14 protein-coding genes are annotated in these 13240 nt (G+C 63.8%); 2 read left to right on the top strand and 12 right to left on the bottom strand.

The features are described 5' to 3' along the window. Nucleotides 1-33: 33 nt before the first annotated feature. Nucleotides 34-180: a hypothetical protein gene (locus GYK42_RS26560; protein ID WP_166449927.1), complete on the bottom strand. Its 147-nt coding sequence runs from the start codon at nucleotides 178-180 to the stop codon at nucleotides 34-36. Between GYK42_RS26560 and GYK42_RS26555 the strand changes: the two genes are divergently transcribed. Both GYK42_RS26555 and GYK42_RS26550 read left to right on the top strand, forming a co-directional pair. After that, nucleotides 179-637 (top strand): hypothetical protein, encoded by a 459-nt coding sequence (locus GYK42_RS26555; protein WP_166449926.1) that lies wholly within the window; start codon nucleotides 179-181, stop codon nucleotides 635-637. The two genes, GYK42_RS26560 and GYK42_RS26555, sit on opposite strands and share 2 nt — an antisense overlap. Before the next feature lie 117 nt (nucleotides 638-754). Beyond that, nucleotides 755-2929 carry a putative bifunctional diguanylate cyclase/phosphodiesterase gene (locus tag GYK42_RS26550; RefSeq protein WP_346768167.1) on the top strand — a complete coding sequence of 725 codons (2175 nt, stop codon included), beginning with the start codon at nucleotides 755-757 and terminating at the stop codon, nucleotides 2927-2929. Here the strand turns inward: GYK42_RS26550 and GYK42_RS26545 are convergent. The 11 genes from GYK42_RS26545 to GYK42_RS26495 form a co-directional block, all read right to left on the bottom strand. Continuing rightward, the gene (locus GYK42_RS26545) at nucleotides 2914-4014 is read right to left on the bottom strand and encodes a glycosyltransferase family 9 protein (RefSeq protein ID WP_166449925.1); all 1101 of its coding nucleotides are present in this window, start codon (nucleotides 4012-4014) and stop codon (nucleotides 2914-2916) included. The two genes, GYK42_RS26550 and GYK42_RS26545, sit on opposite strands and share 16 nt — an antisense overlap. A gap of 149 nt (nucleotides 4015-4163) precedes the next feature. Beyond that, a complete protein-coding gene (locus tag GYK42_RS26540) occupies nucleotides 4164-5207 on the bottom strand; it encodes a hypothetical protein (protein ID WP_240943851.1) in 1044 nt (347 codons plus the stop codon). Between the two features lie 5 nt (nucleotides 5208-5212). After that, nucleotides 5213-6124, bottom strand: a complete 912-nt coding sequence (flgL, locus tag GYK42_RS26535) for a flagellar hook-associated protein FlgL (protein ID WP_166449924.1) — start codon at nucleotides 6122-6124, stop codon at nucleotides 5213-5215. Between the two features lie 10 nt (nucleotides 6125-6134). After that, nucleotides 6135-7496 (bottom strand): flagellar hook-associated protein FlgK, encoded by a 1362-nt coding sequence (gene flgK / locus GYK42_RS26530; RefSeq protein WP_046684894.1) that lies wholly within the window; start codon nucleotides 7494-7496, stop codon nucleotides 6135-6137. An 81-nt stretch (nucleotides 7497-7577) separates the two neighbouring features. Further along, a complete protein-coding gene (locus tag GYK42_RS26525; RefSeq protein ID WP_046684895.1) occupies nucleotides 7578-7970 on the bottom strand; it encodes a rod-binding protein in 393 nt (130 codons plus the stop codon). After that, nucleotides 7970-9082, bottom strand: a complete 1113-nt coding sequence (locus tag GYK42_RS26520; protein ID WP_046684896.1) for a flagellar basal body P-ring protein FlgI — start codon at nucleotides 9080-9082, stop codon at nucleotides 7970-7972. The genes GYK42_RS26525 and GYK42_RS26520 overlap by 1 nt, the downstream gene beginning before the upstream one ends. 9 nt (nucleotides 9083-9091) lie before the next feature. After that, on the bottom strand, nucleotides 9092-9754 hold the full coding sequence (gene flgH, locus GYK42_RS26515; RefSeq protein ID WP_046685514.1) for a flagellar basal body L-ring protein FlgH: 663 nt from the start codon (nucleotides 9752-9754) through the stop codon (nucleotides 9092-9094). Between the two features lie 11 nt (nucleotides 9755-9765). Next, nucleotides 9766-10554, bottom strand: coding sequence for a flagellar basal-body rod protein FlgG (gene flgG / locus GYK42_RS26510; protein WP_167389655.1), 789 nt, complete (start codon nucleotides 10552-10554; stop codon nucleotides 9766-9768). Between the two features lie 32 nt (nucleotides 10555-10586). Next, nucleotides 10587-11315: a flagellar basal body rod protein FlgF gene (locus tag GYK42_RS26505; RefSeq protein ID WP_046684898.1), complete on the bottom strand. Its 729-nt coding sequence runs from the start codon at nucleotides 11313-11315 to the stop codon at nucleotides 10587-10589. A gap of 26 nt (nucleotides 11316-11341) precedes the next feature. Then, on the bottom strand, nucleotides 11342-12520 hold the full coding sequence (locus tag GYK42_RS26500) for a flagellar hook protein FlgE (protein ID WP_166449923.1): 1179 nt from the start codon (nucleotides 12518-12520) through the stop codon (nucleotides 11342-11344). Nucleotides 12521-12578: 58 nt separating this feature from the next. Then, nucleotides 12579-13238, bottom strand: a complete 660-nt coding sequence (locus GYK42_RS26495) for a flagellar hook capping FlgD N-terminal domain-containing protein (RefSeq protein WP_166449922.1) — start codon at nucleotides 13236-13238, stop codon at nucleotides 12579-12581. Between the last annotated feature and the right edge of the window lie 2 nt (nucleotides 13239-13240).

Below are 13240 nucleotides of genomic sequence, written 5' to 3'. Positions count from 1 at the left end.
AGCCTGTAAAGAAGAGATGGCGGCCATTTTAAGTCAGGTATGTTGATCTTTAAAGTCGATAGCCGTCAGTTTTTCTGATGAATCGAGCAGGGTAATACCATGCGCGCCGCGAACGGTGGATAATGGCGGCTGGCGGGCAACCGGTCCCGCCGCATCACCGCAGAAAAGGTCAACGAGCATGCAAGGCGCAGCAGACAGCAACATCCCCGACGTTCCCGACACCCCCGCCAGCGGGGAAGAACGTCCCCGTTTCCGCCCCCGTCCATGGGAACACCTGGAAACGCCGTATGACGTGGAAGTGTGGATCGAGGAACATAACCGCAGCATGCAGGACAATATCCGCGCCACGGAGACGGGCGTGGGCATCTGCTTCACCTTGGCCGAAGGGGGCGATATCTATATGCAGACGAGCGCCGACGGCGCCGTCGTGCTCGACGTGACACCGGACGCGGCCTGGGTCTCTCCGCTGATCAGCGCGGCCACGGGCTGCGAGGCGCCGGACTCGTCCTTGTGGGTCTTGCCTGACGATAAATTGATCCAGCTGATCGTGGGGTTGTCGAGCCTGGTGGCCAGCACCTTGCTGGTGGTGGGCCATGATTTCGGCTTGCGCCGGCGCCGTATGGGCATGGGCCGCTGAGCGGCTCTGTTGTAGAAACGTTATCTGTGACAGGCATGGCTCGACACTGCGCGTGGTGCGTGCTAGTCTCGCTACTGCACCCACCTGTTTTCCAGGGCGGCGCTGCAAAGGACAGCCATGGACACACCACCGCAAGCGGTACCTGCTCCGGATTCCTTCCCGCCCGGCCACGACGGCGCGGCGCGGCATGTCGCGCCCCTGCTTGACGATGGCGTCTTCAGTCCTGAACGGATGAAGGCCGAACGCGAACAAGCCTATTTCAACGATTTATACCTGCTGGCGCCCGTCGCCTATTTCGTGCTGGGCCTCGATGGTGTGATCCTGCAGGTCAATCTGGTGGCGGCCGAGCTGTTCGGCCTGGCGCGCGGGCGTCCCGGCCACGTGCTGTTCCGTTCCTATGTCCACGAGGCGTTCCGCCGCGATTACGAACAGTTCGTGGAGCGCGTGCTCAATAGTAGCGAGCCCGAGCGCATCCAGCTGCAGGTGCAGCTGCCGCCGCCGCGTCCCGGCGTGCGCGAGGCGGGCTTGCCCGTCAGCCTGCTGGGCAGCGCCGACCCGAACGGCCAGGCGCTGCGGCTGGTGCTGGAGCAGGCCGAGGGCAAGCTGGCCGCGCTCGAACGCAGCGAAGAGCGCTTCCGGCGTATCGTGCACAGTGCCGAGGAGGGCATCTGGGAAATCGATGCGCAGGCGCTGACCAGCTTTGTCAATCCGAAGATGGCGCACATGCTGGACTGCCAGATCGAGGATATGCTGGGCCAGCCGCTGGCGGCCTTCATGGATGAGGAAGGCCGCGCCATCCTGGAGCGCAATATTGCGCGGCGCCAGGACGGCATCGTCGAGCGCCACGAATTCAAATTCCTGCGTCGCGACGGCAGCACCTTGTGGGCCACCCTGGCCACCAATCCCATCTTCGACTCCAGCGGCACCTACCTGGGCGCGCTGGCGCTGGTCAGCGATATCACGGCGCAGCGCGCGGCGTCCGAGCGCATCTGGCGGCAAGCCAATTTCGACCAATTGACGGGCTTGCCGAACCGCCACATGTTTCTCGACCGCTTGCAGCACGAGGCGGCCCACGCCAAACGCGAGGGTGCTTGCCTGGCGCTGCTGTTCATCGACCTCGACCATTTCAAGCAGGTGAATGACCGCCTCGGCCACGAGAAGGGCGACATGCTGCTGCGCCAGGCGGCGCGGCGCATCAGCGAGCGCGTGCGCACCACCGATACGGTCGCGCGCCTGGGCGGCGACGAGTTTACCGTCATCCTCGCCGGCGTAGGGCAGCTGGGCGGCATCGAGCGCGTGCTGCAGGAACTGACGGCCGCGCTGGCCCTGCCGTTCGTGCTCGACGGCGACACGGCGCAAGTGTCGGCCAGCGTGGGCGTGGCCCTGTATCCGGCCGATGCCGAGTCGCCGGACACCTTGCTGCGGCATGCCGACCAGGCCATGTATGCGGCCAAGAGTGCGGGGCGCAACGGCTACAGCTATTTCACGCCGGCCTTGCAGCAGGCGGCCGAATTGCGCCGCAGCACGGTGCGCGAGATGCGCCTGGCGCTGGCGCAGGACCAGTTCGAAGTGCATTACCAGCCCATCATCCGCCTGTGCGACGGCAGCATCGAGCGGGCCGAGGCGCTGCTGCGCTGGCGCCATCCGCTGCGCGGCTTGCTGGCACCCGCCGATTTCATCGGCTTTGCCGAGGCGAACGGTCTGATCATCGATATCGGCGAGTGGGTGTTCCGCCAGGTCGTGCGCCAGGCGCGGCAGTGGCAGGAGGAGCATGGCTCCGCGTTCCAGATCAGCATCAACAAGTCGGCCGTGGAATTTCGCTGCGACGCCGCGCCGTACCAGGACTGGGGCGGGCATCTGGCGCGCCAGGGGCTGGCGCCGGACGCCATCGTCATCGAAACAACGGAAGCGGTGCTGCTCGATGAAGCGCGCCAGGTGGTCGACCGGCTGCGCCAGTTCCGCGCCATGGGCCTGGCGCTGGCGCTCGACGATTTCGGCAGCGGCCAGGTGTCGCTCGCATGCATACAGAAGGCCGATATCGATTTTCTCAAGATCGACCGTTCGCTGGTCGGCGAACTGGGAGGCGATGGCGCCGGGCAGGGCTTGTGCGAGGCGATCATTGCCCTGGCGCAGCGCCTGGGCCTGAAAGTCGTGGCCGAAGGCGTGGAGACGGCGTCGCAGCGCGACCTGCTGCGCGCCGCCGGCTGCGACTATGCGCAGGGGTATTTCTTTTCGCGCGCGCTGCCGGCGGGGCAGATGGACCGCCTGCTGGCGTCTCAGCCGACGGCCTGAAGCGTCTCCTGCGCCTGGCCGGCGCCGTCCATCAACTGTTCCACGGCGGCCAGGGTTTCCGTATCGCTGACGGCGGCCAGGGTCAGGCCGCGCGCCAGGATGACGCGGTAGTGGCGACTGGCCGGATAAAACCAGCGGTAGTTATCGGTGCGGATGTAGTAGCCGACGATTTTCTTGTCATACGCCGAGGCGATGTGAATCACCGACGTGTCGGGCGACAGCACCAGTTCGCAGCGGCGTATCAGGGCCGCCAGTTCCAGGATGTGGCCGGTGGGCGGCGCGCTCATCACGTTGGCATGACCGGAGCCCTGCACGATCTCGGCGGCGCGGGTCTCGGTGCCCGGCGCGGCGATCACCAGCAGCGCATGGCGCGGATAGCGTGCCGCCAGGGCGGCGCAGCAGCGCTGGGCGTCGGCCACGCTGACCGTGCGTTGCGCATTGCTGCCCTGGAAATTGAGGCAGAACAAGCCTTCATGGGTGCGCAGCAGGGTGTCGCAGGCGGCGTCGACCCGTGCCGCGTGCGCGTCCACGCCGAACAGTTCATAGCGCATGTCGATGTCGCGCAGACCAAATTGCCCGAAGGTGGCGAAAAAGCTGTGCAGGATGTGGCGGCTGCGGTCGCACGGCACCGTATGGTCGAACATGCCCAGCTTCGCCGTCGAGGTGCCGTACTTGGGAATGGCAAAGCCCGTCAGGTAGCGCGCCCCCAGCCATTTGATACGCAGCAGCAAGGGAATCGAAAAGCGGTTGTAGGGATTGAAGATGACGTCGTAGCGGCGCCGGCGCAGGTCGGCGATGGTGGTGCGCAAGTCGCGCAGCAGCGGCTGCTTGTCCCAGATGAGGATGTCGTTCACATGCGGGTTATCGGCGATGACGTCGCGATTGGCGCTGCTGGCGGCCACGTCGATCTGCCAGTGCGGATAGTTTTTTTTCAGTTCGCGCAGCAGGGCCGAGGTGACGATCATGTCGCCGATCTTGTCGTTGCGCAAAATCAATACCTTGCGCACCTTGGCGATATCGAGGGGCTGCTTGCCGGATTTGCCCAGCAGGGCATAGCTGATCAGCCGGGCGGCGGTTTTTATCAAGGGAGCTCCGGAAGTGGATGACGGGAGGCGCCGGCGTAGTGGTGAACAGGCAAGCGACAGCAGCATCTTACGGATTTTCACCGTCCTGGGCCAGGGCCGCGCCCTTTTTATTGCCGCGTGCGCCAGGGCGGCGTACGCGCGGGAAGCGGTTATTCCAGGCCAAGCAGGGCGACGACGCGCTCGCGGCTGATGCCGACCAATGCCGAGCTGATCGCCAGCAGCGATTCATAGCCGGGCTCGCTGGCCTTTTGCGTGAAGTTTTCCGCCAAGGCATCCATGCTGACGTTCACTTGCACCGGTTGCGCGCGGGCGACCCGTCCCGTCGCTTGCGCCAGGGCCAGGCTGACGGAACTGCGCGCCGCCTGCAACTGCGCCAGCGCCTGCACCACTTGCTGCAAGGTGGCGCGCAGGGCTTCCACGTCGCCGGTACTCCATTCTTCCGGGGCGATGGCGGCCGGTTCCGCATCCGTGCGCACGCGGCTCATCTGGCCGGTCGGATAGCGGATGCCGCTGCCGCGCACGGACAGGCTGTCGCGCACGTTGGCCCAGGCCGCTTCCTGCGTGCTGAACACCAGTTCGCCATTCTCGCCCAGTTTGACGCCGATGCCCGATGGCATCAGGGCGCGGTCGAAGCGCGAGACGATTTCATTCGCGCTCAGGCCAGGCTCGATATTGACCGAGCGCAAGGACTGGTTCGCGCCGCCGACGGAAAACGCCAGCACTTCCTGCGGGCCTTCCTGCAGGCTGGCCATGGTCAGGCCGCGGATGCTGAAGTTCTGCTGTGCCGCCTGCGGGCTGGTATAGGCGAGCTGTGCGTCGAGCGTGCCGCCCGAGGCGCTGGCGCGCTGGCGCCAGGTATTGCTGAACTGGCGTACTCTGGCCTCGACTTGCCCTTCGCGGCCTTGGCGCGCGGCCAGCTTGGCCGCCAGTTCGCTTTTCAGCGCTTGCAGCTGGCTGCTGCTGCGTTCCAGATAGTCGAGTGTTTGTTGTGCGTTGGAAATCTCTCCCTGCAACTGGTGATCCCAGTTGCTCAGGCCACGCTGCAGGCTCGCCGTCGACCTCTTCGCCGCTGGCGCCTCGCTGCGCGCGCTGGCGCTGCCGTTGATGGCGGCGGACGCGTCATCGACGACGCGGGCGGTGCCCGCGCCTTTGGCATTGACGCCGGAAGAGGAGGAGGTCTGAACGATTTGCATGATGGTCAGAGAAGATCAAACAGGGAAATGGTGCCAACCTTGGCGTAGGCTTTATAGGTTGCCTGCAGGGCCGTCTGGTAGCCGGTCAGTTCAATGGCTGCCGCGCCCATATCGGTCTTTTTCAAATCGGACAGGGCCATGTCGTTCGACAGCGACACATTGGCCAGGTTGCCGGAGAGCGTCGTGAGGATGTTTTGCGCGCCGCCGAAGATGGCGATCTTGCCGGAGAGCAAATCCATGCCATCATCTGTGCCGCCGAGGCCGTCGCTGACGATGGCGCGCACGGCCGGATCGTTGGGGTTGACGCCCGGCGCGCTGAGGGTGCTGATAACCTGGTCGATCTTGTTGAGCCACACGTCCAGGTTCTTCACGTCGACGTTGGCCGCCTGCGTCACGCCATTGCCCACCACCACGGTCTGCGTATCGGTATTGCCGACGTAGCTGTAGCGCGAGCCCATGGTTGCCGCCGGGTCGTATTTGATGGCGGCCTGGTCGGTGGCCGTGCCGGAAAACATGTAGCGGCCTTCCTGGTCCTTCAGGTTCGCCGTGTACAGCACGCTGTCGCGCATGGCCGTCAGCGATTGCGTCATCGCATTCAGGTCGCCGGGCGTGTTGCTGCCGTCGGCGGCCCATACCAGCAGATCGCGCGCCTGGCCCATGTCGGTGACCATGCTCGACAGGTAGTTTTCGTTTTTCAGCAGGCGCACTTTCACCGTGGCGATATTGTCCTTGTACTGGGTGACCATGGCTTGCTCGCGCGTCAGGCGCGAAATGCGCACGTTGCCGATCGGATCGTCCGATGGCAGCTGGATGCGCAAGCCCGACGACATTTGCTGGGTCAGGAAGTTGATGCGTTCCTGATTTTGCTGAAGCGAAATATTGATCAGCGATTGGTACTGGCTACTGGCGACACGCATGATCTTCTCCTTAACCCATCATTTGCAAAGTGGCGTCAAACAAGGTATTTGCCACGGAAATGACTTTCATGTTTGCTTGATACATATTCTGGAACTCGACCAGGCTCATCGCTTCTTCGTCCTTGTTCACGCCGCTGGTCGATTTCCAGTCGTCGATCGCTTGCGAGCGCACCGTGTTGGCCGTCTTCAGCAAGGACTGGTTTTGCTGGCTGTAGATACCCAGCTTGCCGACCAGCTGCGTGTCCGCGTCGCTCATCAGGACAGAACCCACCCAGCTGACGGTGATCGGTTGATTCTTGATCTCGATCAATTTCTGCAAGTTGCCGCTGTCGCCGGCCGCACCCGTCAGCGACAGGGCCAGGTCCTTGGCGTTGAAGCCGGGTGTAATGCTCAGCTTGCCATTCGCGTAGGCCAGCAGGGGGCCGCCGGCCGTGCCGGTCATGGTTTTGCCCAGTGCCAGCTGCGCGTTGATCTTGCTGGTGAGCTGGGTGGCCATGTCTTGCAGCGACTGCTGCAGCGGTTTCAGGGTATTTTGCTCGAACTCGCCCAGGCCGCCCATCTGGCCGCCGATGGCCACCGGATCGAGGACGTACGACGACTTGGCGAAATCGAGGCTCAGGATTTGTTCACCGGTGTTCGTCATGTTGCTGCTCAGGGTGCCGGCCATGCTGCCGATGACCAGCGGCTGGCCCGACTTCAGCGAGACATTGCGCGAGCCGTCCGGCTGGTCGAGCACCTCGATGCCCATTTGCGAGGCCAGGCCATCGATCAGCTGGTCGCGCGCATCCATCAGCGACGACACATTCGTGCCCGACGCCGTGGAGGTGCTGATGCGCTGGTTCAGCGCGGCGATATTGGCCAGGGTGGTATTGGCTTGCGGCACGATCGCTGAGCGTTGCTGCTGTAGCGACAGCAGCTGGTTGCTCATGACGGTGCTGATGCTGTTGAAGCGCTGCGCCATGGCATCGGCGGAGGTGACGATCTGCTGGCGCAGTGGCGTCGACGTCGGGTCGACGGCCGAGGCATTCAGGGCGGCGAAAAAGCCGTCGATGCCGTTGCTGATGCTGGAGACATCGTCGCCCATCACGCGCTCGAGCTGGGTCAGGTAAGGCTGGGTCTGCGAACGGGCGCCCTGGTCGGACGCGGCGCGCCACATTTGCTGGCTTTTATAGGCATCGGCAAAACGCAGCAGGGCGGACACTTCCACGCCATTGCCGGCCGAGCGCACGCCCACGCCGGCGCCAAGCGAAGACAACAGCACGCCCTGGCGCGTGTAGCCCGCCGTTTGCAGGTTGGCGATGTTCTGGCTGGCCGCATTGAGTGCGGCCTGGGCGGCGATGCTGCCTGACAATGCATTGCTGATGATGCTCATTGGGCAAGTTTCTTTCGTGAAGAGTGTGGCGCGTGCGGGTGGGCAGGCAGTGAATCGTTGTTACCTGGTACAGGCGACGCTTCAGACGGATTTATTAAGCGGCGCTGCAATATTGTCGGTCTTGACAGCGCTTTTGGCCGCCACGGGGGCGCCGGCCGCCGGCAGCAGCTGGCGCAGGATGGCGTCGGCAATGCCGAAAGCGCGCTGGCCGGCCATCTTGTCGGCCACCAGGTTGTCGGCCATTTCCAGCATGTCGCTGTTGACGGGGTCCTTGAAGACGCTGTCTTCGCCCGCCATCTCGCGCGTGCCCGAGCGCATCTGGCGCAGCATGTGCGAGATGAAGAAGGCTTCGAACTTGACGGCCGCCTCGGTAGCCTTGGCCGCATAGCGGGGATCGGCCGGCGCGGCCGCCGCCGGGGAGCGGTCGTCGAGCGCCGAAGGCAGGGCGCTGCTGCTATCGTTGATATTAAGCATCAGATCACCACCAGTTCGCCTTCGATGGCGCCTGCCTGGTCGAGGGCTTGTAAAATTGCCATGATGTCATCGGGCGAAGCGCCCAGGCTGTTGACGACGTCGATAATCGATTGCAGCTTGGCGCCGGCCGGCCATTTGAACATATTGCCGTTGCCCTGGTCGACGGACACCTTCGATTGCGGCGTGACGGTGGTCTGGCCGCGGCCGAACGGCGCCGGCTGGCTCACTGCCGAGCTTTCCGAAATGACCACTTTCAGCGAGCCGTGCGTGACGGCGGCCGCCTTCACGCGCAAGCCCTCGGCGATGACCACGGTGCCGGTGCGCGAATTGAACACCACTTTCGGCGTATCGACGCCCACATCGACGGAGAGCGCTTCGAGCTTGGCCATGAAGGCCACGCGCTGGGTCGGATTTTCCGGCGCCAGCACTTCCACGCTGGTGGCGTCGCGCGTGGTGGCGACGGCGCCAAAGCGGCGGTTGACGGCTTCGACGATATTGATGGCCGTCTCGAAATGCGGGTGGCGCAAGTTCAGGGTGACGGTCGGCTTGGTCGAGAAATCGCTGAGGATTTCGCGCTCGATGTTGGCGCCGTTGGGAATGCGGCCCGAAGTGGGCGTGTTGACGGTGACGGACGAGCCGCTCTTGCCGGTGGCGTTCAAGCCGCCGACGACCACGTTGCCTTGCGCCAGAGCATACGTTTCATTGTCGGCCGCGCGCAGCTGCGTCAGCAGCAAGGTGCCGCCGCGCAAGCTTTTCGCATCGCCCAGCGACGAGACGGTGACGTCGATGGCCTGGCCACGGCGGTATCCTGGTGGAAATACGGCGCTGACCATGACGGTGGCGACGTTCTTGCTTTTCGCTTCAGCGCCGTCCGGCATCTTCACGCCGAACTGCTTGAGCATGTTGACCACGGACTGGCTGGAAAACTTCACCTGCGTGGTGTCGCCACTGCCGTTCAGGCCCACGACGAGACCATAGCCGACCAGCGGATTGTCGCGCACGCCCTCGATGCTGACCAGGTTGCGCAACACTTGCGCGGCGCTGGCGGGCAGGGCAAAGCCGGAGAGCACGGCCAGCATGGCTGCCAGGGGCAGGGCGGAACGAAATTTCATGAGGTCACCTTAAAACGGCATCCATGGGCCGACGAAGAAGCGCGTCAGCCAGCCTGGTGTATTGGCTTCGGCCAGGGTGCCCTGGCCGGAATAGGCGATCTGTGCATTGGCGATGCGCAAGGACGAGACCTGGTTGTTCGAATCGATGTCGGCCGCGCGCAGGTAGCCGCGCAGGCGCACGAATTCCTCGCCCTGGTTCAGGGTCAGCGTTTTCTCGCCCTGCACGCGCAGCAAGCCGTTCGGCAGCACTTCCTGCACGATCACGGTGATGGCGCCGGACAGCGCATTTTGCTGCGTGCTGGTCGAGTCGCCGGCGAAGTTGCGGTCGGCCGACAGGTCGATGCCGGTCTTGGGGAAGGTCTTGCCGAGGATGTTGGCCGCATTCACGCCGACGGACGAGCCCTTGTTGAACGAGGTGCCAGCCTTCTTGCTGGCCTGCGTGGTTTCCTGCAGGGCCACCGTGACGACGTCGCCGACGCGGAAGGCGCGGCTGTCCGAGATCAGGTCCAGGCCCGCGTCGGGATTGAAAACGCCGCCGCCCACGCCGCCGCGCGCAGCGCTGCGCGGCGCCACGGGCAACGGCGTATCGGAAAAGCTGGGCGCCACCGGCGCGGCAGGCTGGCTGGCGCAACCGGCCATCAACACCAGCAGCATGGCTGCCGTGGCTTTCATGGCGACCGTCATCAGCGTGCCGCTTGCGCCAGGTATTGCAGCATATTGTCGGCGGCCGACAGCACCTTGGTGTTCATTTCATAGGTGCGCTGGGCAGCGATCATGTCGACCATCTCTTCGACCACCTGGACGTTCGAGCCTTCCAGCGCAAACTGTTTCAGCTTGCCCAGGGCGCCTTCGCCGGGACGGCCTTCCGTCGGCGTGCCGCTCGATGCCGTTTCCTGGAACAGGTTTTCACCGAGTGCCAGCAGGCCCGTCGGGTTGATGAAGCTGGACAGGTTCAGCTGGCCCAGCTGGGTGCCGTTGACATTGCCCGGCACGGTGGCCGTGACCATGCCGTTTTCACCGATGGTGATCGCCGTGGCATTGTTCGGCACGGTGATCTGCGGCACCAGCGGCAAGCCCTGGGCGTTGACCATCACGCCGTTTTCATTGATGCCCAACTGGCCGGCGCGCGTGTAGGCCGCTTCGCCGTTCGGGCGCAGCACTTGCAAGAAGCCGTTGCCGGTGATGGCAACGTCGAATTCGCGGCTCGTCGTTTGCAGGCTGCCGGTGGTAAATACCTTTTGCGTGCCCACCATGTGGGTGCCGTTACCCAGCTGTACGCCCGATGGCGAGAGGGTATTGTCGGCGCGCTGCGTGCCCGGCTGCTGCTCGACCTGGTAAAACAGGTCTTCGAAGACGACGCGGTCGCGCTTGAAGCCAACGGTATTGACGTTGGCCAGGTTATTCGCGATGGCTTGCAGTTTGGCATCTTGTGCCTGCACGCCGGTCTTGCTGATCCACATTGCTGGATTCATGGTTTGCTCCTGGTAATTGGTTGGCGTTGGGCTTAGGCGCCCAGCAGGCGGTTGCCGGACTCAGTCATCGCGTCGCTGGCCTTGAAAATTTTCATCTGCATCTCGAAACTGCGGTTCAGGCTCATGGTGGCGACCATTTCCTCGACGGCCGAGACGTTGCTGCCTTCCAGGTGGCGGTCGCGCAGGCGCACCGCCGGGTCGGCCTGCAAGTCTTCGCCGCTGCGCGCCACAATCAGACCTGCCTCGTTCTTCGTCAGCTCGCCCGCTTCCGCGTTGACCAGCTTGAGCTTGTCGACGGTCTGCATTTGCGCCGTCCCCGGCACCTGGATGGAAATCGTGCCATCGGCGCCGATCGACAGGCTGGTGTGCTCGGGAATCGTGATGGGGCCGCCTTCGCCCAGCACGGGCCGGCCGTTGATGGTCAGCGCGCCCGTTTCATCGAGGTCCATGGCGCCGGCGCGCGTGTAGGCTTCGCCGTTTTGCCATTGCACCGCGAGAAAGCCGGGGCCCGTCACGGCCACGTCGAGCTCGCGTCCCGTTTCCTTGATGGCGCCCGTGCGCGTGCCGACGGCGCTCGACTGCGTCTGCGTCATGTGGCGGTCGTCGTAGCCATAGCCGTTTTGCAGCGGCTGGGCAGTGGACACTTCCAGATTGGCGCGAAAGCCGCCCGTCTCGATATTGGCCAGGTTGTTGGCGTGTACCTGCTGTGCCCGCAGGGCTCGGTCGGCCCCGCTCATGGCGGTATAAATCAGCGCATCCATTGCTCTTTACCTTTGCGTATCGTGGATTACAGCGCTTGCATCAGCGATTGCAGCATGGCGTTCTCGGTCGAGATGACCTTCGAGTTGGCCTGGTAATTACGCTGCGACGTCATCAGGCCCACCAGTTCGGAGGTGATGTCGACGTTCGACTGTTCCAGCGAGCTCGTCACCAGTTTGCCGGTCATGCCGACGCCCGGGCGGTCATACATGGCGGTGCCGGAAGTGGTCGAGGTGACCCAGCTGGTATCGTTGACGGCAGTCAGCGCGCCTTCGTCGGGGAAGGTGGCCAGGGCGATCACCCCAATGCTCTGCTTTTGGCCGTTCGTGTATTTCGCCACGACGGAACCGTCCTCGGCCAGTTCCACGCCCATGTAGGTGCCCGAGGCATAGCCGTCGGCGCGGTCGGTCGAGGTCGTCGCTTCGCCGGCGAACTGGGTGGTGCCCGTGTAGTCGATGGCGACGGACAACGGCGCCGCGCCAGCCGGCGTCGGCAGCACTGGCGCGGCGGACGTGCCGGTCACCAGCTTGCCCGATGTGTCGAACGTCATGCTCGTCACCGGTGTCACATCGGCGTTGTCGAAGGTGTAGTGGACGTCCACGCCCGTCGCCGTCTTGACGAAGTACTGGCCCAGCGAGTGCTTCGCACCCAGCGAATCGTAGACGATCGAGGACTTGCCGCTGTTGTAGCTCAGTTCATTGGTCTTGTTGAAGGGCACAGCCTTGATGGTCCATTCGGACGACATATTGGCGGCATACGCGAGCTTGGTCGTCGCCACGGCGGGAATCTGGCCCGTCGGAATCTGCATGTCGCCCATGGTGCCCAGGGTGGTGCTGCCCTTGATCGCGGCATAGCCTTGCACCATCTTGCCGTTCGAATCGACCAGGTAGCCACTGTTGCTGGCCGAGAAAATGCCGACCCGGCTGTAGCTCATGGTGTTTTGCGCATCGCGCGAGACGAAGTAGCCGCGGCCGTCGATGGCCGCGTCGAGCGCGCGGCCCGTGTTCAGTACGCCGCCATTGAGCGACATGCTTTGCGTCAGCGAGCCGATTTCCGTGCCTGTCGCGCGCGAACCGGCGTACATGGCGGAAAAGTTGGCGCGGCTGCTCTTGAAGCCGTAGGTGCTGGCATTGGCGATATTGTTACTGGTGCTGTTCAACTGCTGGTTGATGGACTGGATACCGGACAGGGCGATGTCGAAACTCATGTTGACTTCCTTTAGTGAAGGACGAGATTAGTGTGCTGGAAACGAAGGGAAGGGCGGATCAGGCCGTCTTGCCGTTAAAACCGGTGATCGCGCCAGGGTTGACTTCGCCCAGGTTCGACACGCTCAGGATCATGCTGCCGCCGGACGACAGGCGTACGCTGTTGAGCTTGCCTGCGATGTCGACCGTCGGTTTTTCGGCGCCGCTGGTGCTGACCTTTATGCTGTAGGTACCGGCAGGCAAGCCCAGGGCCGCTGGATCGATGGCGAACGGCACGGTGCCTGCACCTTGGGGCCCCAGCTCGATCTTGTATTCCTTGTCGTCCAGGCCTTTCAGGGTCACCGTGGTCTTGGTGGTGCTGGCCGCCAGCGCGATACTGCCGCTGACCTTGCTCTTGTCGAGCTGCACCGTTTCGCTGTTGACCATCACTTCGGAACCCACTTGCGCGCCCAGGGCCAGCACCTGCATCGATTGCAGCACGCTGGCATTGGCGCTGGTCAGCGACGCCAGGTTCTGCATCGCTTCCGTCTGCGCCTGCTGCGTCAATTGATTGACGAACTGGCTCGGGTCGGTCGGCGCGAGCGGATCCTGGTTCTTGATCTGGGCGACCAGCAATTTGGTGAACATGTCCTGGGTGGCATTGCTTTGCGACTTGACGGCATTGCCGTTGCTGTTACTGTTGCTGCCGCTGGTGTTATTTGTAAAGAGATTGGTTTCCATGG

Origin of the sequence: Janthinobacterium lividum (assembly GCF_011601275.1) — a bacterium.
Taxonomy (GTDB): domain Bacteria; phylum Pseudomonadota; class Gammaproteobacteria; order Burkholderiales; family Burkholderiaceae_D; genus Janthinobacterium; species Janthinobacterium lividum_E.
This window is presented reverse-complemented; position numbering and strand designations above follow the sequence as displayed.